Source organism: Georgenia wangjunii (genome assembly GCF_036421975.1).
Lineage (GTDB): Bacteria > Actinomycetota > Actinomycetes > Actinomycetales > Actinomycetaceae > Georgenia_A > Georgenia_A wangjunii.
This window is the reverse complement of the sequence record NZ_JAZGON010000013.1, coordinates 1-20,391: the sequence shown is the minus strand read 5'-3', so window position 1 is coordinate 20,391 and position 20,391 is coordinate 1. Positions and strand designations below refer to the sequence as shown.

The 20,391-nt window shown below is 69.4% G+C and carries 17 protein-coding genes and 1 tRNA gene; 5 read left to right on the top strand and 13 right to left on the bottom strand.

Annotated features, from left to right (window positions below; all coding sequences use genetic code 11):
* Positions 1–58: 58 nt before the first annotated feature.
* From pcp to V2J63_RS14810, 4 genes are all read right to left on the bottom strand, one after another.
* Complete coding sequence (gene pcp, locus V2J63_RS14825) at positions 59–712, bottom strand: pyroglutamyl-peptidase I (RefSeq protein WP_331231762.1); 654 nt, start codon at positions 710–712, stop codon at positions 59–61.
* Positions 713–820: 108 nt separating this feature from the next.
* A complete protein-coding gene (gene rpsA / locus V2J63_RS14820; RefSeq protein WP_331231761.1) occupies positions 821–2,347 on the bottom strand; it encodes a 30S ribosomal protein S1 in 1,527 nt (508 codons plus the stop codon).
* 231 nt (positions 2,348–2,578) lie between these two features.
* On the bottom strand, positions 2,579–4,033 hold the full coding sequence (locus V2J63_RS14815) for an outer membrane protein assembly factor BamB family protein (protein ID WP_331231760.1): 1,455 nt from the start codon (positions 4,031–4,033) through the stop codon (positions 2,579–2,581).
* Positions 4,034–4,060: 27 nt separating this feature from the next.
* Positions 4,061–5,086, bottom strand: coding sequence for a 6-phosphofructokinase (locus V2J63_RS14810; RefSeq protein ID WP_331231759.1), 1,026 nt, complete (start codon positions 5,084–5,086; stop codon positions 4,061–4,063).
* A 135-nt stretch (positions 5,087–5,221) separates the two neighbouring features.
* Here V2J63_RS14810 and V2J63_RS14805 point away from each other — a divergent pair, with 135 nt between their 5' ends.
* The gene (locus V2J63_RS14805) at positions 5,222–6,013 is read left to right on the top strand and encodes a class I SAM-dependent methyltransferase (RefSeq protein WP_331231758.1); all 792 of its coding nucleotides are present in this window, start codon (positions 5,222–5,224) and stop codon (positions 6,011–6,013) included.
* 30 nt (positions 6,014–6,043) lie between these two features.
* On the opposite strand, the gene polA is transcribed toward V2J63_RS14805, so the two are convergent.
* Entirely contained in the window at positions 6,044–8,722 is a 2,679-nt protein-coding gene (gene polA, locus V2J63_RS14800) for a DNA polymerase I (RefSeq protein WP_331231757.1), read from the bottom strand.
* Positions 8,723–8,889: 167 nt separating this feature from the next.
* Here polA and V2J63_RS14795 point away from each other — a divergent pair, with 167 nt between their 5' ends.
* Positions 8,890–9,642, top strand: a complete 753-nt coding sequence (locus V2J63_RS14795; RefSeq protein WP_331231756.1) for a DUF5995 family protein — start codon at positions 8,890–8,892, stop codon at positions 9,640–9,642.
* Positions 9,643–9,673: 31 nt separating this feature from the next.
* On the top strand, positions 9,674–10,168 hold the full coding sequence (locus V2J63_RS14790) for a hotdog fold thioesterase (RefSeq protein ID WP_491062244.1): 495 nt from the start codon (positions 9,674–9,676) through the stop codon (positions 10,166–10,168).
* Between the two features lie 61 nt (positions 10,169–10,229).
* Here the strand turns inward: V2J63_RS14790 and V2J63_RS14785 are convergent, their stop codons facing one another.
* The gene (locus tag V2J63_RS14785) at positions 10,230–10,856 is read right to left on the bottom strand and encodes an ANTAR domain-containing response regulator (protein ID WP_434056347.1); all 627 of its coding nucleotides are present in this window, start codon (positions 10,854–10,856) and stop codon (positions 10,230–10,232) included.
* 95 nt (positions 10,857–10,951) lie between these two features.
* Here V2J63_RS14785 and V2J63_RS14780 point away from each other — a divergent pair.
* Positions 10,952–11,025, top strand: a tRNA-Leu gene (locus tag V2J63_RS14780).
* A 375-nt stretch (positions 11,026–11,400) separates the two neighbouring features.
* On the opposite strand, the gene V2J63_RS14775 is transcribed toward V2J63_RS14780, so the two are convergent.
* The 7 genes from V2J63_RS14775 to V2J63_RS14745 all read right to left on the bottom strand — a co-directional run bounded on the left by V2J63_RS14775 (position 11,401) and on the right by V2J63_RS14745 (position 19,207).
* On the bottom strand, positions 11,401–11,616 hold the full coding sequence (locus V2J63_RS14775; protein WP_331231755.1) for a helix-turn-helix domain-containing protein: 216 nt from the start codon (positions 11,614–11,616) through the stop codon (positions 11,401–11,403).
* 2,696 nt (positions 11,617–14,312) lie between these two features.
* Positions 14,313–15,146, bottom strand: coding sequence for a hypothetical protein (locus V2J63_RS14770; protein ID WP_331231754.1), 834 nt, complete (start codon positions 15,144–15,146; stop codon positions 14,313–14,315).
* 10 nt (positions 15,147–15,156) lie between these two features.
* On the bottom strand, positions 15,157–15,471 hold the full coding sequence (locus tag V2J63_RS14765) for a DUF4145 domain-containing protein (RefSeq protein WP_331231753.1): 315 nt from the start codon (positions 15,469–15,471) through the stop codon (positions 15,157–15,159).
* A 34-nt stretch (positions 15,472–15,505) separates the two neighbouring features.
* Positions 15,506–15,796 (bottom strand): hypothetical protein, encoded by a 291-nt coding sequence (locus V2J63_RS14760; protein ID WP_331231752.1) that lies wholly within the window; start codon positions 15,794–15,796, stop codon positions 15,506–15,508.
* A 180-nt stretch (positions 15,797–15,976) separates the two neighbouring features.
* Positions 15,977–17,128, bottom strand: coding sequence for a DUF429 domain-containing protein (locus V2J63_RS14755; protein WP_331231751.1), 1,152 nt, complete (start codon positions 17,126–17,128; stop codon positions 15,977–15,979).
* A 269-nt stretch (positions 17,129–17,397) separates the two neighbouring features.
* Positions 17,398–18,102, bottom strand: coding sequence for a DUF6308 family protein (locus tag V2J63_RS14750; RefSeq protein WP_331231750.1), 705 nt, complete (start codon positions 18,100–18,102; stop codon positions 17,398–17,400).
* 265 nt (positions 18,103–18,367) lie between these two features.
* Positions 18,368–19,207 (bottom strand): hypothetical protein, encoded by an 840-nt coding sequence (locus V2J63_RS14745; protein WP_331231749.1) that lies wholly within the window; start codon positions 19,205–19,207, stop codon positions 18,368–18,370.
* Between the two features lie 117 nt (positions 19,208–19,324).
* Between V2J63_RS14745 and V2J63_RS14740 the strand changes: the two genes are divergently transcribed.
* The gene (locus V2J63_RS14740) at positions 19,325–20,107 is read left to right on the top strand and encodes a hypothetical protein (RefSeq protein ID WP_331231748.1); all 783 of its coding nucleotides are present in this window, start codon (positions 19,325–19,327) and stop codon (positions 20,105–20,107) included.
* Positions 20,108–20,391: the final 284 nt, after the last annotated feature.

Genomic DNA, 20,391 nt, shown 5'->3' with positions numbered 1-20,391 from the left:
GCGGCGAGCCCCGGCGTCCGCCGGGCACCGGGGAGCGGCCGAGGGCGAGCGGTCGGCCTCAGTCCTCCGCGCCGCCCGGGAGCGGCAGGTCCTCCCCCGTCCGCAGCGCCGCGCGGACGATGACGTCGAGCCCGCGCGCGAGGTCCTCGGCCGTGAGGGCGGCACCGGACGCGGGACCGTCCGCGGCGTCACCGGCAAGGCGCGGCACGTGGACGAACCCGGCCCGGACGCCGGTGCCCTCCACGAGGTGCATGAGCGCGTAGAACGTCGCGTTGCACACGTAGGTCCCCGCCGTGTTCGAGACCTCGGCGGGCAGGCCGGCACGGGCCAGCGCCTGGACGCACGCCTTGACCGGCAGGGCGGAGAGGTAGGCCGTGGGCGCGCCCGCGACGACGGGGACGTCGACCGGCTGCGCGCCGTCGTTGTCGGGGATCCGGGCATCGACGACGTTGACCGCCACCCGCTCGAGGCCGATCCGGTCCCGGCCGCCGGCTTCCCCCACGCAGACGACGAGGTCCGGGCGGGTCGCCTCCACGGCTCCACGCAGGGCCGGCCCGGCACCGGCGAACGTCACGGGGAGGCGGAGCGTCTCGAGCCGCGGGCCGTCCGCCGGCCAGCGCTCGGCCAGGGCCTCGACGGCGGCCCACGAGGCGTTGACCGCCTGGCCGTCGAAGGGGTCGAAGCCGGTGACGAGGACGGTGGAGGAGCTCACCGCGGCAGCCTACGTCGCCGGCGGACCTCCGACGGGCGGGCGCATCGCCGGGACTGACGGCCCCGACGACGGGCCTCGCCGTCACCGCGCGGACGCGGCGAGCACCACTCAGTTTCCGGTGAGCTTCTCGCGCAGAGCGGCGAGGGCCTCGTCGGAGGCGAGGGTTCCAGCAGCCTCGACCGGGGCCGAGGAGTAGGAGGTCGGAGCCGCCTGGCTCCCACCACCGCCGCCGCCACCGGCGCCACCGCCGCTGGTCTGGCCGCCCGAGCTGCTGCCGGCCGGGGCGTTGGCCGCCTCGATGTCGGCGTCCATCGCCGCGGCGACCTGCTTCTTGTGCGCCTCCCAGCGGGCCTGCGCCTGGGCGTACTGGCCCTCCCAGGCCTCGCGCTGGGTCTCGTAGCCCTCGAGCCACTCGTTGGTCTCCGGGTCGAAGCCCTCGGGGTACTTGTAGTTCCCCGCCTCGTCGTACTCGGCGGCCATGCCGTACAGCGACGGGTCGAAGTCGTCGCTGGCCGGGTCCACGCCCTCGTTGGCCTGCTTGAGGGAGAGGGAGATCCGGCGACGCTCGAGGTCGATGTCGATGACCTTGACGAAGACGTCGTCCCCGACCTTCGCGACCTGCTCCGGCACCTCGACGTGGCGCACGGCCAGCTCGGAGATGTGGACGAGGCCCTCGATGCCGTCCTCGACGCGCACGAACGCGCCGAACGGGACGAGCTTGGTGACCTTGCCCGGCACAACCTGCCCGATGGCGTGCGTGCGGGCGAAGGCCTGCCACGGGTCTTCCTGCGTCGCCTTGAGCGAGAGGGAGACGCGCTCGCGGTCCATGTCGACGTCGAGGACCTCGACGGTGACCTCCTGGCCGACCTCGACGATCTCGTTCGGGTGGTCGATGTGCTTCCAGGAGAGCTCGGAGACGTGGACGAGGCCGTCGACGCCGCCGAGGTCGACGAACGCACCGAAGTTGACGATCGAGGAGACGACGCCGGGACGGACCTGGCCCTTCTGCAGCGTCTGCAGGAAGGTCGAGCGCACCTCGGACTGCGTCTGCTCGAGCCAGGCGCGGCGCGAGAGGACGACGTTGTTGCGGTTCTTGTCGAGCTCGATGATCTTGGCCTCGAGCTCCTTGCCCACGTAGGGCTGGAGGTCGCGGACGCGACGCATCTCGACGAGCGAAGCCGGGAGGAACCCGCGGAGTCCGATGTCGATGATGAGGCCGCCCTTGACGACCTCGATGACGGTGCCGGTGACGACGCCGTCCTCTTCCTTGATCTTCTCGATCGTGCCCCAGGCACGCTCGTACTGGGCGCGCTTCTTGGACAGGAGCAGGCGCCCCTCCTTGTCCTCCTTCTGGAGGACGAGGGCCTCGACGCGCTCACCGACCTTGACGACCTCGTCGGGGTTGACATCGTGCTTGATCGACAGCTCGCGAGAGAGGATGACGCCCTCGGTCTTGTAGCCGATGTCGAGGAGCACCTCGTCCCGGTCGACCTTGACGATGGTGCCCTCGACGATGTCCCCGTCGTTGAAGTACTTGATCGTGGCATCGATGGCGGCGAGGAAGTCCTCGGCCGAGCCGATGTCGTTGACCGCGACCTGCGGGGTGCTCGACTGCCTGGGCGTAGTAGTTGTCATGAAGTAACGGACTCCGATGTGGACAGGAATAGTGCGGACATGGGTGGGCGCTCGTGTGACACAGGGGTGCCCGTGCAAGGCACACGTCGCCGCCGGCGATCATACTCGCCCCGTACTACTCGCCACAACCGCCGTCCGTCCACCGTGGAAACCTTGCCCGCCGGGGCACCGGGCGCCGCCCCGACCACCGCCAGGTCACGCCCCACCGACCGCCGCGAGCCGTGCGCCTCCTCACTCAGCAGGAATGAGGACCGACAGCGAGCGCTGGCCCACGGCGACGACCGTGCCGTCGAGGCGGACGAGCTCCCACACCTGCCCCTCGGGCTCGGGCACACGCGCCCGCCACGCCTCCTCCCCGGTGGCGAGCTCGACGGCGATGACTCCCTCGGGTGTGCGGGCGATCATCCGCTCACCGTCGGTGAGCGCTCCCCACCCGCGGACGTGCCAGCCGCGGTTGCCGCCCGTGTTGCGCCACAGCTCGGTCCCCCGCTCGGCGTCGAGCGCGACGAGGGTGCCCGCGGTGTCCTGGACGACGGCGACACCGTCCGCGAGGACCATGGGCACGCGCAGGTGCTGGGGGTCACCAGCGTGCTCCCACGCGCGGGCGCCGTCGGTGCCGAGACCGACGGTGCCGGCCCCGCCGTCGGCGACGAGCGTCCCCCTCACGCCGGTGCTCGCGGCGGGCGGGCGCCACGTGAGGCCCGGCGCCTGGAGGACGACGGCGCCACCGGCGTCGAGGAGCTGGACCTCGGACGGTGTGCCCGGCGCCTGCTGGGGGCGGACGCTCGCGACGACGGTGCCCTCCGGCCCCGGGCCCACGGCGTCGCCGATGCCGTGCCAGAGGAGCGTCCCGTCGGTGGCGTCGACCATGAGGTGGAGCTCGCCGACCGTGAAGAGCGCCGCGCCGAGGACGTGCTGGACGCTCGGGACGTAGCTGCCCGTCATGGCCATCTGCTGCTCGAAGTCGAGGTCGGTGCGCAGCGTCCAGCGCGCGGTGCCGTCCGGCGCGGTCCGGGCAAGCGTGAGGGCGGTCGCGTCCGGCGCGATGGAGACGACGGCGATGTCGCCGTCGAGCTCGTGGACGCTGAACGCGGGCTCGGGCAGGTCGACGCGGGCGGTGGCCTCACCCGCGGCCACGTCGAGGAGCTCGAGCGCGGTGCCGTACAGGCACGCGATGCGGCCGTCGGCGAGGCCGGAGGTGCATGACGTCGGCGGGCCGTCGCCCCGCGTGAGGCCGACGACGCTGCGCTGCTCCCCCGTCACCGGGTCGAGCGCGACGAGCCACTGGTTCGTCCCGCCCACCTCGGCGACGCCGACCACCCACGCTCCCCCGGCGGTGGTCGCGCCCACGAGGGGCCAGCCCTCCATGACGGGCACGCTCGTCGGGTCGTAGAGCTCGATGGTGCCGGCGCCCGGCACGTCGAGGTCCTCGGGGGTGATCTGCCACGCGTTCTGCGGCGCGCTCCCGTAGGTGGGGACGACGCCGGCGGCGTCGGGCAGCGGCGGGGCGGTCGTCACCTCCTCGACGTCGGGGGTGACGACCGGGTTCGGCGCTGCGTCCGGTCCGTCGGTGGTGCCCGGGGCGGCTGGCGGCGTCGGCGAGCACGCGGCGAGGAGCGCCGCGAGGACGGCGGCGGGCCCGAGGGCACGCGTGCGCCCCCCGTGCCGCCTCGACGTCGTCGTCACGCGTGCCCCCCGGACCTCATGCCGCACTCATGCGAGGGCGTTCGCGACCTTGATGAGGTCCTGCGGCACGTGCTTGACCTTGCCGGCCACCTCCGACAGCGGCACGAGCTCGATCCGGTCGCCGCGCAGGGCGGTCATGACCTCGGAGCGCCCGGCGTGGAGCGCCTCGATCGCCGCGACCCCGAAGCGGGAGCCGAGGATCCGGTCGGTCGGCAGCGGCACGCCGCCGCGCTGGACGTGCCCGAGCACGGTGACCCGGGTGTCGAAGCCGGTGCGCTGGGCGATCTCGTGGGCGACGCGGTCACCGATCGCGCCGGCCTGGATCTCCCCGAACCGGCCGAGCGGCTGCTCGTAGGACATGGACGAGCCCTCCTTGGGCAGGGCCCCCTCGGCGACGACGACGATCGAGAAGCTCGCGTGCGCGCGGTGGCGGTGCTGGAGGTAGCGGGTGATCTTGTCGATGTCGAACGGGTCCTCGGGCGCGAGGACGATCTCCGCGCCGCCTGCGATGCCCGCGTTGACGGCGATCCAGCCGGCGGAGCGGCCCATGACCTCGACGACCATGACGCGGTTGTGGCTCTCCGCCGTCGTGTGGATGCGGTCGATCGCCTCGGTCGCGATGTGGACGGCGGTGTCGTACCCGATGGACCGGTCGGTTCCCTCGACGTCGTTGTCGATCGTCTTCGGGATCGCGATGATCTTGACCCCGCGCTCGGCGACCTTGCTCGCGGCGTGGAGCGTGCCGTCGCCACCGATGCAGATGAGCGCCTCGATGCGCTCCGCCTCGAGGGTGGCCATGACGGCGTCGAGGCCGCCGTCGTGGGAGTGCGGGTGGAAGCGCGCGGTGCCGAGGAGCGTGCCGCCCGTGTCGAGGACCCCGCGGATGTGCTGGCGGGTCATCGGCATGACATCGCCCTCGACGACGCCCTTCCACCCGTTGCGGAACCCGATGATCGAGTGGCCGTACTCGCCCACCCCGTGCTTGACGACGGCTCGGATGGCGGCGTTGAGGCCGGGGCAGTCCCCGCCTCCGGTCAGCAGGCCGATTCGCACAGACGTCTCCCCGGGGTTCCTCGCGGTGGGACCGCGCGGTGGGCGCGGACCTCGCTCAGCGTAGCGGCAGAGATCCCGGGTCTCTCGTGGGGTCGAGGTCCCGCGCGCCGGGGGTGATGGGCAAGACTTGGGACCATGGAGAGCGCGGGCTACCGGGACGTCGACGACCGCGCTGCGACGCGCGCCAACCGCGCGTGGTGGGACGCGAATGCGACCGACTACCTCGCCGAGCACGGTGACTTCCTCGGCCCGGCCGACTTCTGCTGGTGCCCGGAGGGCCTGCGCGAGTCGACGGCGGGGCTGCTCGGCGACGTCCGCGGGCGCCGCGTCCTCGAGATCGGCGCGGGGGCGGCGCAGTGCTCGAGGTGGCTGCGCGGCCACGGCGTCGACGTCCTTGCCACCGACGTCTCGGCCGGGATGCTGGCCCGCGCCGCCGAGCTCGACGCCGCTACGGGGATCGCCGTGCCCGCCCTCGTCGCGGACGCCCGCGCCCTGCCGCTGGCGGACGCCTCCGTCGACGTCGCGTTCACGGCGTTCGGGGCGATCCCCTTCCTCCCCGACGCCCACCGGGTCCACGCCGAGGTGGCCCGGGTGCTGCGGCCGGGCGGGCGGTGGGTCTTCGCCGTCGTCCACCCGGTGCGGTGGGTGTTCCCGGACGACCCGACCGAGCACGGGATGGAGGTGACCCGCTCCTACTTCGACCGCACGCCGTACGCCGAGGTGGACGCGAGCGGCGTGCCGCTCTACGCGGAGTACCACCGCACGATCGGTGACCACGTGCGCGACGTCGTCGGTGCAGGCCTCGTCATCGACGACGTCGTCGAGCCGGAGTGGCCCGAGGGGCACGACCAGGTCTGGGGCGGCTGGGGGCCGGTGCGCGGCGCCTATATCCCGGGGACGGCGATCTTCCGGACGCACCTGGCCTGACGGCGGCGGCCCCCCGCGGCGGCGGCACGGTCAGTGCGCGGCCTCGTGCCACGAGCGCCCGGTGCCGACGGAGACGTCGAGCGGGACGGCGAGCTCCGCCGCCGCCGCCATCCGGTCCCGCACGAGCGCCTCGACGGCATCCCGCTCCCCCGCCTTGACCTCGAGGACGAGCTCGTCGTGCACCTGGAGGAGGAGGCGCGAGCCGAGGTTCTCCGCGGTGAGCCCCTCCTGCACCTTGATCATCGCGACCTTGATGATGTCCGCGGCGCTGCCCTGGATGGGCGCGTTGAGGGCCATGCGCTCGGCCATGTCGCGGCGCTGCCGGTTGTCGCTCGTGAGGTCCGGCAGGTACCGGCGCCGGCCCATGATCGTCTCGGTGTACCCCGTGCGGCGAGCCTCGTCGACGACGCCGGCGAGGTAGTCGCGCACGCCGCCGAACCGGGAGAAGTAGTCCTCCATGAGCGTGCGGGCCTCGGAGTTCTCGATGCGCAGCTGGCGGGAGAGGCCGAAGGCGGACAGGCCGTAGGCGAGGCCGTAGCTCATCGCCTTGATCTTCGAGCGCATGGCGGGTGTGACGGCGTCGGTCGGGACGTCGAACACACGCGAGCCCACGTAGGAGTGGAGGTCCTCCCCGGAGCGGAAGGCGTCGATGAGACCGGCGTCCCCGGACAGGTGCGCCATGATGCGCATCTCGATCTGGGAGTAGTCGGCCGTCAGGAGCGTCTCGTACCCCTCGCCGACGACGAAGCCGCGGCGGATCCGCTGCCCCTCCTCGGTGCGCACGGGGATGTTCTGCAGGTTGGGGTCGGTCGAGCTGAGGCGGCCCGTCGCCGCGATCGTCTGGTGGAACGTCGTGTGGATGCGCCCGTCACCGCCGATGGAGCGCAGGAGGCCCTCGACCGTCTGGCGCAGCCGGATCGCGTCCCGGTGGGCGAGGAGGTGGGCGAGGAAGGGGTGCTCCGTCTTGACGAAGAGGTCCGCGAGGGCCTCCGCGTCGGTGGTGTAGCCCGTCTTCGTCCGCTTCGTCTTCGGCATGTCGAGCTCGGTGAAGAGGACCTCCTGGAGCTGCTTCGGGGAGGAGAGGTTGACCTCGTGCCCGATGACGGCGTAGGCGGCCGCGGCCGCGGCGTCGACGGCGGTGCCGAAACGCTTCTCGAGGTCGCTGAAGTACTCCTCGTCCGCGGCGATGCCGGACGCCTCCATGACCTCGAGGACGCGCTGGACCGGGAGCTCGATGTTCGCGAGGAGCTCGCCCGCGCCGCGGTCGGACAGCTCGCCGGCGAGGACGCCCGCGAGCTCGACGACGGCGGCCGCGCGGACTCCGGCGAGCCGGTTCTCGCCGTCGTCGTCGAGGGTGAGCATGCCCTGGCCGCTCGGGTCCTCGTCCTCGGTGCGCAGCTCCCGGTGGAGGTGGCGCACGGACAGGTCGCCGAGCGCGTAGCGGCGCTGGTCGGGGTGGCACAGGTACGCGGCCAGGGCCGTGTCGAGAGTGACGCCGGCGAGGGTGAGCCCCCGCCCGCGCAGGCCGTGCCACGCGATCTTCGCCTCGTGGACGGCCTTGGGGGCGTCCTGGTCGGCCAGCCACGCGGCCAGCACCGCCTCGTCCGCCGGCGCGATGTCCGCGAGGTCGATCGTCAGGGCGCTGCCGGCGTCGTCGGCGACGGCGAGGGCCCACGCGTCGCCCGCGCCCTGGACGGCGCTGCCGGAGACGTCGAGCCCGAGGAGGCGCCCCCGCCGCTCGGCGAGCCACGGCTCGAGCTCCCTGGGCTTGGCGGCCCGCACGTCGAGGTCGAAGCCGTCGGCCTCCGCCGTCTCCTCCGTCCGGGGCAGGGACTCGAAGAGCCGGTCGCGCAGGACGTTGAACTGGAGCGCGTCGAAGACCTCGTGGACCTGCTCGCGGTTGACGGGGCGGCGCGCGAGGTCGTCCACGCCGAGCGGCAGCTCGACGTCGACGAGGAGCCGGTTGAGGCGCCGGTTGAGGATGACCTGGTCGAGGTGGTCGCGCAGGCTCTGCCCGGCCTTGCCGCCGATCTGCCCGACGCCCGCGATGATCCCCTCGAGGCCGCCGTGGGCGTTGATCCACTTCGCGGCCGTCTTCGGGCCGACGCCCGGCACGCCCGGGAGGTTGTCGCTCGTCTCGCCGACGAGGGCGGCGACGTCGGGGTACTGCTCGGGCGGCACCCCGTACTTCTCGTGGACGGCCGCGGGCGTCATCCGGGTGAGCGTCGAGACGCCCTTGACCGGGTAGAGGACCGTGACGTCCTCGGTGACGAGCTGGAACGTGTCCCGGTCCCCCGAGCAGACGAGGACGTCCATCCCGGCGGCGGCGCCGCGCGTCGCGAGGGTCGCGAGGATGTCGTCCGCCTCGAAGTTCTCCTTCGTCAGCGACGGGATCCCCATCGCGGTGAGGACCTCGACGATGAGCGGCACCTGCCCGGAGAAGGGCTCGGGCGTCGCGTCGCGGGTGGCCTTGTACTCGCTGTACTCCTCCGTGCGGAACGTCGTGCGCCCCGCGTCGAACGCGACGGCGAGGTGCGTCGGCTCCTCCGCGGCAAGGAGGTTGATGAGCATCGACGTGAAGCCGTATACCGCGTTAGTCGGCTGCCCGGTGGAGGTCGAGAAGTTCTCGACCGGCAGCGCGAAGAACGCACGGAAGGCCATCGAGTGGCCGTCGATGAGCAGGAGCCGGGGGCGCGCGGTGCTGGTCACCACGACACCCTAAGCGGGGGGTGAGACATCGCGCCGCATCGCCTCGGACAGGGCCTGCGCTTCGGGAGCCGACGTCCTCCCCTCCGCGGGCCGGGGTCGAGGGCTCCGCGGGCGCCGGCTCCCCGGCCGCCCTTCCCCGCCTGGTGACGCGCCACTACCGTCTGCCCATGGAGCTCCTCACCCGCGCGTTCGATGCCGTGCGCTCCCGGCTCACGCGCACCCGGCGCCGTCCACCGCCGCCGTCGCAGCCGGCCACGGTCGACGCCGTCATCGAGCGGATGCGCGCCTACGGGGCCGGGCTCGACCCGGACGACGGCGTCGCCGCCTTCAACCGGATGTACCTGCGCGTCACCGAGCTCGTCAAGGAGCGGATCGACGAGGGCTACTTCACGCTCCCGGGGTTCCTCACCCGCCTGGACATCGTCTTCGCCTGCCGCTACCTCGACGTCCTCGACGCCCCGGCACCGGACAAGGCGTGGGAGCCGCTGCTGGAGCTGCGCGCCCACCCGGGCCGCGAGCCGATCCAGTTCGCGCTCGCCGGGATGAACGCCCACATCAACCACGACCTGCCCGTCGCCCTCGTCGAGACGTGCCGCCAGCTCGCGCTCAACCCCCGCTCCCCCGGCGTGCGGGCCGACTACCTCCGGGTCACCCAGGTCCTCGCCGACGTCCACGAGGAGGTGCGCCGCTCGTTCCTCTCCGGGGTGGCGCTCGACGTCGACCGGCACCTCGCGCCCGTCGCCAACCTCGTGGGGACGTGGAGCATCGCCCGGGCGCGCGAGGCCGCCTGGACCAACGCGCAGGTGCTGTGGGAGATCGAGGGCGTCGAGCCGCTCCACTCGGAGTTCGAGGAGACGCTCGCCCGGACGGTCGGGATGGCGGGGCGCTACCTGCTCACGCCGGTCGGCGAGCTCGTCTGACGCGGTGCCTGGGCCGTGGCACGCTTGCGGCATGACCATCCCTGACGACGGCCAGCGCCCCGGCGCCGACGCAGACGGCGCGTGGGTGGCGGACCGCGCTGCCCGGGCCGACGGCTCGCCCGCGGCCTCCCGCCCGGCGACCTTCCCCGCCGGCGCCCTCGCCGAGCGCATGGGCATCGAAATCCTCGAGGCGTCACCCGAGCTGGTCCGCGCACGGATGCCGGTGGCCGGGAACACCCAGCCGTACGGCCTCCTCCACGGCGGGGCGTCCGTCGTCCTCGCCGAGACGGTCGGCTCCATCGCCTCGGCGCTCCACGCCGGCGAAGGACGTGCCGCCGTCGGCACCGAGATCAGCGCGACCCACCACCGCAGCGCGCGCGAGGGATGGGTGACGGGCGTCGCGACGCCGCTCCATAGCGGCCGGCGCACGGCGACCTACGAGATCGTCATCACCGACGACGCCGGGCGGCGGGTCTGCACGGCCCGCCTCAGCTGCATGCTGCTCGCGACGAACCCGGGCGCGTGACCGCCCGCTGCGCCCGGCGCGGCAGCGGGCGCCGGGCGGGCTAGGCGGGCAGCGGTCGTGGCTAGTTCGAGCCGACCTGGTCGATGACCGCGTCGGCGACCTCGCGCATGGTGAGGCGGCGGTCCATCGACGTCTTCTGGATCCACCGGAAGGACTCGGGCTCGCTCAGGCCCATCTTCGTCATGAGGAGGCCCTTGGCGCGGTCGACGCGCTTGCGGGTCTCGAAGCGGTCGGTGAGGTCCGCGACCTCCGCCTCGAGCGAGTTGATCTCCTGGTGGCGCGAGATGGCGATCTCGACGGCCGGCAGGAGGTCGGCGGGGGTGAACGGCTTGACGACGTACGCCATCGCACCGATGTCGCGGGCCCGCTCGACGAGCTCGGTCTGCGAGAAGGCCGTGAGCATGACGACCGCGCACAGACGGTCGCTGATGATTCGCTCCGCGGCGGTCAGGCCGTCCATGACCGGCATCTTCACGTCCATGACGATGACGTCGGGCTCGAGCTCGGTCGCCAGGCGCACCGCGGTCTCGCCGTCGGGCGCCTCGCCCACGACGTCGAAGCCCGCCTCGACCAGCGTCTCGACGATGTCGAGCCGGATGAGGGTCTCGTCCTCAGCGACGACGACGCGACGACCGCGCGGGTGCACCGTCTCGGGAGTAGCCTCCGTCCGCGCCGGAGGCAGGACCACCTTGTCGGTGTCCGCGCTCGCGCCGTCGGGGCTGTCTGGGCTTTCGTTCTCGCTCACGGCGCTAGCCTAGACCGGTCAAGCGCCCCCGGCGCACCGCCCCGATAGCCCAACCGGCAGAGGCAATCGGCTCAAACCCGATCCAGTGTGGGTTCGAATCCCACTCGGGGCACCCACCTGACCTGCGCAAACGCTCCGGCGTGTCGCACACGTGTCGCAACGGGCGGCGCACGTGGGTCATCTCGGGTCCCGTGGGTTCACAACCGCGCGGTTCGGAGCGGTGCTCGCCACTGCCGGGCACCTTCCGCCCAGCCGGCATCTCGAAGCCGTGCCGGGCGGCAGCGCTGACCCAGCCGCGGGCGCCGGGCGTTGCAGGCCCGATGAAATGCGACCTGACGAGCTCCACGCGATGGCATGGCCAAGGCCGTGACCGTGTGCCGAAGGTCTCGAAACGAGGAGACGGCCCGCGAGCGCCGCGCGGAGCGGGTACGCGCCCGCGCCCCGCCTGCGGGACCGTAACGCAGCACGCCGCTAGCCGACCTTCGCCTCACCGCGCGTGGTCCGCGCGAGGCTGTGTCATGGGGCGGAGTACAGCGTCGAGGTCGGTTCGCCGGATCCGCACGAGGCGGCTGCCGATCCTTACGGCGTCCAGATCGCCCTGGGCGATGAGCTTGCGGACGAAGCGTTCGGTGACGTTCAGCTCGTCAGCGACTTCGCTGACCGAGAGGAAGCGGGGCTGGGACGTTCCGGCGACGGTGCTCATGGTGCTCCTCCTTGTGGTGGCTGTGTCGCAGGGAGTGAGAACCCCGCGCACTTGTAGAGCAGTGTCACGAACCGGGTCGACCTACGGGAGTGCGACCCCCGTCCGGTCAGCGCTTGCAAGGGCGCATAGGAGCGAGCGATCACCCACCGTGACGAACTGGGCGCTAACGCTGCCGGCAGCCCGGGCCCTCGGAGCCCTTGACCCCAGATTAAGTCGGGCCGTTCACCGGGGCCTACTCCAGATCACGGCGGGCCGTTCACCGGGGCCTACTCCAGATCACGGCGGGCCGTTCACCGGGGCCTACTCCAGATCAAGGCGGGCCGTTCACCGGGGCCTACTGGTGTCGCTTCCCGCAGGTTGGCGTGGTTCGCCTACGTCGATCGACAGCGACAGACGGTGCCGAAACCCGTGCCATGGCTACACGTATGGCTGCATGGGCACTGCCGGTGCGGAGCATGCATGTCACCCTGACCCATTCCTCGCTGTGCCCCGCCGGACGATGACCAGGAGCACGGCCTGCAGCTGCCCGAACGTTCTGGGTGCCCCGGTGCCCCGGCATCCGCCTCTGTGGATGTGCGGGCTCCCGCCCTGGCCGGTCCTCGGCATCCGGATCTGCCGAGATCCGGACGCAGGCGGTGCATCCCGAACTACAGATTTCACCAGGCACGCTGAGACGGTCATGCGAACTCTGACCGCAACCGGGGTTGTCGTGATCGTGCTCTGGTAGCACTGACGACGCGCGCGGTCTTGATCTGGCCCCTAGCGCATCAGCCAAATGCCGGCGCGGCCATCGGCGCGGAGGCGACCGCACTAGGCACCCCCGCGGGCTTTCGCGCAGCCGCAGCCTCCGCAGTCGCAGGAGTGGCAGCCATGCGCGCCGCTAAGCAAAGCGGCGAACTGGCCACACGTCCCGATGAAACGTTGGGTCACGCGACGGCGCCGAGGTTACTGCGCTCGGCTGAGACTCGCCGTGCCACACCGTGGATACCCGAGCGCATGGCGACTCGGGCCGGTGGCCTGCTTCGAACCTTCGCATCCAGCTGAACAGCCACGACGGCCGCGCCGAGGTCGTCCAACTCGCGAGGCTTAACCCATCAGGCGAGTGAAGGGACTGCTGGCCAACGGACACCAACGACCGCCTTGCCGATGCGGAGGCTGGAGGGCCACGGCGACCCGCAATGGTCGGCGCCGCGGGGCAACGCTGAGGCGGAAGCCGCTGCTGTGAGACCAGCTTCCGTCGAGGGCGGCGAGTCGTCGGAGGCTCCGAAGTTGCGCGCCGCATACTAGACAAGTGCTCTCGAAATGGAGGAGGCGGCGCTCCTCAGTTGACCTTCATGAGACCCGCGCGCCCGCGGTCCTAGCTGATCCGTACGCTCGAGAGTTGCCACAGTTCACTGCATACCTTGACCAGGCCCGTTGGTTGCTCGAGCAACAACAGCGTCGAAGTGCAACTTTTCAACAAACAGCTGTGGCGCTGGTCGGCTTCGACGGTGTACTCCTGGCTGTTGTAGTAAGCGGGGACACCCTCGGTTCAGTCGACCGTTACGCCAGCGCGTGGTGGGCGACGATCGTCGGTGCAGCGCTTTTAGTTCTGAGCTCCATTGCTGGTGTCATGACGATAAGACCACGCGCGATACCAGCAGTGAGCGCGCTTCCAACAATCACTGCTTGGTCGAAGTTTCACAGGGAGGGAAGCTGGAACCTTGCTAACCAGCATTTCGCTGAGATGCTCCTTAATCCCAACCCGTCGGTTGAGGGCCCAGTGACCCGATGGGAACGCTTGGTCGATTGGTGTCGGAGAAGGTTGGGCAGGCAGCCCCCATCGAATCAACCGCTGTTAGCGTCTGCGAGATTGGCGCGCACACGTGGACGGTGGGCGACGGGATCGGCATGGCTGCTCGTGCTCGGTCTGTTCTTTCTAGCTCTCGCACTGCTCACCACAACAGCCGCGCAGGAACCTGCGTCTACTCCGATGCCATCATCAACGGCAGACTGACACCTCAACACGTCTATGCGCGGACCACGGGGTGGTGGGGATGGCCTTCAGGAGCACTACCTCTCCAAGCCTCCCACCGCGCCGCAGGAGCCCTCCTCCACAGCCAATACGAGGCCGCACCTACGTCAACGACGTCCGCAACCGACCGACGCCACAACAGGAAGGACTCCGATGACCAGTGACGATAAGAAGGCGCCTTCTCCGCCTCCGCCTCCGCCTCCGCCTCCGCCTCCGCCTCCAGTGCGCGTCAAACAGGAGACCTACACACGTCGACCACGTCCGCAGCCCACCCCACGTCCCAAAGAGCGCCCTGATGACCGATGACGATGAGAAGGCGGCGCTAGCCCCGTCCTGCCTCCACCGCCGCCGCCTGTAATCGTCCAGCGGATGGAAGAAGCGGCCGCCGCGACCCCCGCCCCTCTGAGATGAAGGAAAGTTGAGACCGATGCCGAACAATAAGCCTGCATCCCCCCCACCTCCTCCCCCACCGCCTCCTCCTCCCCCGACCCGAGTAGTAGTCGAACAGCGCCAGGGGCCGCGGCCATCTCGACGGTGAGCCTGCCCGTACCTGATACCCCTAGTCCGCGAGATCGGCGTATCGGTTTGGGCTAGGCCGTGTAGCGAGGTGCTCGGGCGCTGATCGTGTCCGGGTTCACCCCTCAACACGCGCGACACGAGCCAGCCGGTCGCGTGGCGTCGGCTACTGCCAGACGGTGATCCTGACCGTGATCACGCCATCCTCGACGCCCAGGGTGCGGATGGCCGCGAAGGAGCCGTCGTGCAGGCGCAGGCAGTAGCGGCCCTGCTCAAGCGTGCCTGGCTCGACGTCGCGGACGTCGGTGTATGTCGTCAGCTCGCTGCACCGCTCGAGAGTCGGGGCACCGTCGGGCAGGACGACGGCGTCCGCTCTTGCCAGTCTGAGGATCCCGTTGCGGTAGGCGAGGTCCCCCGGGGCCAGGAAGATCACGTCGGGACGCGCACCCCACTTCTCGTCGCCCGCAGGCGCGAGGACGTTGATGACGTCGCCGCCGTCGGCGAGCTCGACCTGCCCGTCATGCCGCACGTGCTCAGGCTCCGCATCGACGACGCCGAGATCGGCGAGCTGCGATCGCAGGAGCACGATCTCATCGTCGCGCGCATCGACCTGCTGCTGAATCTCGCTTTGCTCCCGCCGTAGACGCTCGATGGTCTCGTCACGCCGTCCAACCGTGGCCCGCTCGTAGACCAGGTCCTGCTCGAGATTCTCCACCTGCTGTTGGAGGGTCGATGCCTCGTCTTCGGCGGCGGCGGTGTCCCCTTTCTGCCCTATCCATGCGGCGAGGAGGGTCGCCGACGCTGCGATGAAGATGCCGAGGACGGTGGTGGCCGCGGTGACGATGCCGGGGTTCTCCTTGAAGAACCTTGACCACGGCGCATGCGTTCGCTGGGGCCATCGGTCATGCCGCAAAACCGGGCGTACGCCGCGCCGCGAACTTTCCTTACGGTCACCACAGTTCCTGACACGGCCATGTTCGCGTCGGCTTGCAAGTCCCAAGTACTGAATGTCACGGAGTACTTACTTGGGTCCCGGCCACCGGGTTTGCCATCAGCGCATCCATCTCGAACGCCAATATCAGCAACTGCTGGGTGAAGGTGGCAACGTCCAGCGCATCATCGGCTGACACTGGCTCGAGTTCGTGGTTGGCCTCGTTGCCAACGTCCTTGATGCGGTCAACCCAGGGACGCATCTTCTTGGTTATGAGGCCCTCGGACTCGAGGTGGCCAACGACGTCAGCGAAGGTTGGCGCCCAGCCCTTAGGGTTTTTTGGGGCAAGACCGTGCGTCACGGCGATGTGCATCAACAGCTTCCGACACAGCATCACCGAAGCTGTCGCGGCGCCAATCGCCAGACACTCACGGACCTCGTTCCCAGACCGCCGCTTCCTCTGTGGGTAGCCCCCTGGGTACACGTAGGGGCCTGACAGACGGTGCGATAACGCCGCTATTCATGACAGCACCCTTGAGACAGTTCGCGCATCGAGTCCATTTCACGGCGCCTTCGTCCTGCGTGGCGGCTATTACTCCCATCTGGGTGCCGCCGCAGTGCGGGCATGTTGCGACGAGCCAGGTCTGCGCTGCGGCCGGATCGAGATTCCCGTAGCGGGCGCTGACGACGAAGAGGTCGTGGAAGATGCTGAGCGCCATGCCGTGAGGCTACGCGCTGCCGACGACACGTGCGACGGCCAACTGCCCGGCTGCCGGTCAGTATGAAGAGCGGTGTCCATCACACTTTCGCTGGCCGCACACCCTGGGCGCACGAGCGCATAGCGCACGGTCATGCCGCGGTGTGCGCGGCAGTTTATCCGGCGTATAGCGACCGCTCAATCAGTGCTCAACGACGGTAATGCGGGCGCCAGCGCCTTCACCTTGCGCGGCAGCGCGCTTCGATGCGGTGATGCGGTCGACCCGGACGTCATCGGCCTCCGCCCGTGAGCCTGTCCCTGTCCGCAGTCCAAGCACGCCATCCAGGGCATCGATCGCCGCTTTGATCAGATTGTCTAGGTCCGGCTCGTTACGCCCCCGCTGATCGTGGTCGAGGAAGAACTCGAGATCGACCTGTACGTGAGATTCGGCGGGAAGCGTGCAGTCAGCAAACGCCATACGGACAGCCGCCTTCCAACGCTGCTCGTTTGCTCCGGCCGAGTAGCCCGTCGGCCTGCCGCGAACGATGCGCTCGAAGCGGCCGGGTGCTGGCACGTCGACGCGCTCACCGCGGGACCCGGGCCGCTGAGGTCGGTGTAACGGTGGAGGCGGCGCGACGATGTAGCCGTCTTCCACGTTCCCGTAGACCTGAAGCGAGTGCGGCCGGTTCTGCCACAGCCACGCCAGGTGAGCGCAGACGATCGCGTCCAGTTCGTCCTCTACGCGGTTGAGGTCGCCAGGTCGCGGCGCCACGAGCGCATCTTTCAACTCTGCCCCGCGGGGACTTTCCGATAGTGCCAACTGCGGGATGGACTCAAGGTGCTGCATCAATAACCGGAAGCCCGGTGCCCGCCCTTGATAGTTCCCCTTCTTATAGTCGAGTCGGTACGGGAGCTGAAAGAGACCCACGAGCGCCGGGTGGGGGTAGACCTCGATGCACACGGTGACGTCGCCGCCAGTCGGCGCTTCAGGGTCCACCGCCCATCCGAAGCGCCGGGCCAACGTTATGGCCCGCGTATCTTCGCCGCCGAACCGCTTCTGGTTGGTCGTGTGAGCCGACGCGCCAAACGCGCCGAATGCCTGTCCGATCAGCCGTTCCGGAACCCGTTGACCGGATTCGTTGGGCACGATCAGAGGGGCGTCCACAGCAGCAACGACGACGCGACCGGGTAGCGCCGCGATCCAATCGGCGATCTCGTCGTCACTCTTGACACGGCCAGATGCGGTCAGGCGGCCGGTGTGGTCAACCGCAGCCATCCCTGTGGCACCCGTTGACCAGCCGAGGTCGATTCCCAGGAAGAGCGACGTTCCGCGTATCGCTTCGCCACCGTTCATCTGCCCAGTCTGCCCGCCCAGTCTGGGCGGGGAACCTGAACCGCAGGATGTCTGAAGGCCGATCGTCACCTGAGGGTCATCGACAGGCGCCAGGATTACCTGCGAGGTGGTCGGTGGAGTAGCCAACCCCGGAGGGGCATGCACGAGCGCGCGGCGTATACGTCGTACCGGGAGCCGCCGACCGGCGCGCGGTCATGCCGCGGGCCGGGTGCGGAGTCGAAGTCCGCTCATCTGTACAGGGCGGCCACGCGGGATGCCTGCGGTGGACGCTATTCGGGGACCTCGACCGTTTCTGAGGCCGGGACGAACTCGCTGCCCGTCTTCCCCGCCCGCCACGCGACGACATCGAGCGCCCTCAGGAGCGTGACTGGAGGCTTGCTCGCAGTTTTAGCCACTGCGCCAATCCACGAGCGTTCGCGGTGCATGTCCTTCCTCAACGCATCGGAGAGCAGCAGTATCAACTCAGCCCAAGACCGGCGCCGATCACGAGCGATTGGCGCCCCCTCTACGCCGACGTAGGCCCACCAGACGTACCGGTCGTACAGCGGCACGAAGCTCGGCCGCTTGCGATGCATCACCTTCGCGAAGGTCGCTCCTCCTACGCCAGGCAGTCCTTCATCGAGTAGCGCGAACAACTCTCCCAGGCGCTGCAGGCTCGCGTCGTCAGCATTGGCCAGGCATGCGTCCAGGGGTGTTACCTGAAGCCATGCCTCGAGTTTCGGTCGGATGCGCGTGAAGCTGTAGTAGGCGGCGATGCTCGTACGGACGTTGAGGAGGACCGGCGCGAGCAGATCGCCGTCGCTCAGCCGCCAAGGTCCCGCACCGCCGTCGTAGGCGTCGTAGGCGGGGTAGGCGTACTCACCGGTTCCCTTGAAGTACAACTCCGCTGCTTCGAACGCCTTCTGTCGGTCGAGGACGACCCCGCCAATCTGTAGCAAATCGCTCGTCTGCCGGGCGGAGGACTGGGCGCTCATACGTACAACGTATCCAGCCCTGTGCTCTGCGCGTTCGTTTTCAACCAACGCCTCTATAGCGAGTGGCTGGCCCGACGGACGTTCTATCGAGCACGAGCCCTCCCCCGATGCGCGGGTCATACCGCCGCCCCGGTCTCCCGCCGACATCCGGACATGCCGCCGCCCGAGCGTGGTGCCGGCTGTTGTCGGCACGGAGTTTCGTGCCTCGGGCGCCAGGCCCGCGCACCTGTACGTCGGCTTGCGACGGACGACCGAGACGCGGGCGTTAAAACACGCTGCACACGTGCTCGGCTACAACAACCCACTGCCATCCTGAGCGACCACGGCGCGCAGACGGCACTTCCCGTGCGGACGGCTGCGCGAGGCGAGTTTCGAACTCGGCGCGAGCGAGCAAGTCCTCACCTGCGCCAGTGACGGTCGCGAGCTGCTCCTGCGCCTGTGCCGACGACGGCGCCTGCCGTCCGCGCTTCCGGGCGGCGGTAAAGCGCGAAACGACAACCATCAGGCACTTCATCGCATCGTACTCCCGGGCACCCTCTGGCCGAGTGTGGAGGTGTCCCTCGCGCCACCACTCGAGCGGTAGGTCTTGCGTGATCGCGTACCTCAGTTGCTTGAATGCGAACCGCAGCGCCCAAAGGGCGGCCAGCTCGTCACCATTAAGCCGTCGCTCCGACGTCACCCGAACCAGGAATGCCTCGTAGAGGGATTCAACCTCGCCAGCCTGTGCAACGAGTTCGGACCGACGCTCAGGGGTGACTGGCCCTCGGGGAGACCCGGACGTCGCATCCGTGTGGAAGGCCCACGCTTTCCACACCGCGAAAAACTGCCCGTATGCGCGGTACAGCTCCTCGGCTGCCGCGAGGCCGCGCGCCTGCGCGGCAGCCAGCATCGCACGCCGTGCGGAGTACCGGTGCCCGAGCAGCCACGCCAGGACAGCGGCGACTATCGCCACGACCAACCCGGGCAAGGCTTGGACCACAACGTCCGGCAAATAGCTCATGCCATAGGCTCGGCCCGAACTCGCTGGATGTCCAGAACCGACGACACGCAAAACGTCCGGACATGCCGCCGTCCGGTACGCGCGGTCCTCCGGCTTGCTGCCCATGCCGATGAGCGGTCGTGCCGGCCACCCCCGCGAACGCGATAGCCCTGGGAGGCGTCGCGCTATGACGGCGATGCTAAGGAGGCTCGGGTCTGTCCTTTGCGCCATACGATGTTCGTCATGAAGGAGCGACCCAATGAGCGGGCTGCCAGGCAGATCGTCTCATCCATCCTCGGCCTGCCGGTGCTCCGCTATGAGGACGGCACTACGAATGGCCAGGTGGACGCCCTGATAGTGAAACCTGAGGGCAACGCGGCCTTAGAAATCATAGCCGATCACGAAGACGCCTTCAATGCTCAGTGGAAGGCCCTCAACAGGATCGGCCATAAGATCCTCGTGCCAGAGCTCGACCATGCCTGGAGCGCTTGGTTGGCTCGGAGAGCTCAAGTCAAAGCAGTCGTCCGGCATCTGCCAGCCATTGCCATGGCAGCACAAGAGTCGGCAAAAGTGGGGGCTTCGCTCGACGCCCAGACCGAGGAAACGATGGACCGGCTCGGTATTTCGGCACTCAATCCACTCGAACATGATCGGACCGGCGTCGTGAAGTTGCATGCCGAGGGCTGGGGCGGGGTAGTAACCGACCGAAGCATGGCTGATTTCGTGGAGCAGGTTTTGCGAGACGCCCCCGATGTCGCACGCAAGCTCAATACTCACTCGACCTCCGAAAGACATGCCTTCATCTGGAGCACAATTGGCACGGACTATGCCATTCAGTTTCAATTGGAGCGACGAGATCAGCCTCTGCCGACCGAGGTGCCTCGCCTCCCTTCTGGCATCACGCATGTGTGGGTAGCGGGCAGCTTCAACTCTCAGGGTGTGTTGGCCTGGTCCTCCGACTGTGGATGGTGGAGGCCAGACTGGGGCTGGCCGACGTCCGGCCCGCTGCCCTTGAACGATGACTAGCAGTTGCCGACGCATCCCCAATCTCCGCAGCAGGAACGCTCCACTCATGACTCAATTCCACAGTCATGCCGCAACCCAGGCGCATTGCCGACGTCCGCTCACTGCGCAGACTCTTCCTGGCTGGCGGTCCTGTCAGGCATCTTGTTGGTGCCGGCGGCACAGGGTCGTCGGTGCATCTGGTTCCACCGGACTACCGCCTAGCGTCCGCTGACCTTCGAGGTCCGGCATGAGTTCTGCGGGGTCCGATGGTCCCAGGACACGAGCGACTGGCGACAGGGCTATGC

Coding starts and splice junctions, on each gene's coding strand:
- rpsA (WP_331231761.1), bottom strand. CDS start 2,347: ATGACAACTACTACGCCCAGGCAGTCGAGCACCCCGCAGGTCGCGGTC.
- V2J63_RS14805 (WP_331231758.1), top strand. CDS start 5,222: ATGGAGAGCGCGGGCTACCGGGACGTCGACGACCGCGCTGCGACGCGC.
- V2J63_RS14795 (WP_331231756.1), top strand. CDS start 8,890: ATGGAGCTCCTCACCCGCGCGTTCGATGCCGTGCGCTCCCGGCTCACG.
- V2J63_RS14790 (WP_491062244.1), top strand. CDS start 9,674: ATGACCATCCCTGACGACGGCCAGCGCCCCGGCGCCGACGCAGACGGC.
- V2J63_RS14775 (WP_331231755.1), bottom strand. CDS start 11,616: ATGAGCACCGTCGCCGGAACGTCCCAGCCCCGCTTCCTCTCGGTCAGC.
- V2J63_RS14765 (WP_331231753.1), bottom strand. CDS start 15,471: ATGCTGTGTCGGAAGCTGTTGATGCACATCGCCGTGACGCACGGTCTT.
- V2J63_RS14760 (WP_331231752.1), bottom strand. CDS start 15,796: ATGGCGCTCAGCATCTTCCACGACCTCTTCGTCGTCAGCGCCCGCTAC.
- V2J63_RS14755 (WP_331231751.1), bottom strand. CDS start 17,128: ATGAACGGTGGCGAAGCGATACGCGGAACGTCGCTCTTCCTGGGAATC.
- V2J63_RS14750 (WP_331231750.1), bottom strand. CDS start 18,102: ATGAGCGCCCAGTCCTCCGCCCGGCAGACGAGCGATTTGCTACAGATT.
- V2J63_RS14745 (WP_331231749.1), bottom strand. CDS start 19,207: ATGGGCAGCAAGCCGGAGGACCGCGCGTACCGGACGGCGGCATGTCCG.
- V2J63_RS14740 (WP_331231748.1), top strand. CDS start 19,325: ATGAAGGAGCGACCCAATGAGCGGGCTGCCAGGCAGATCGTCTCATCC.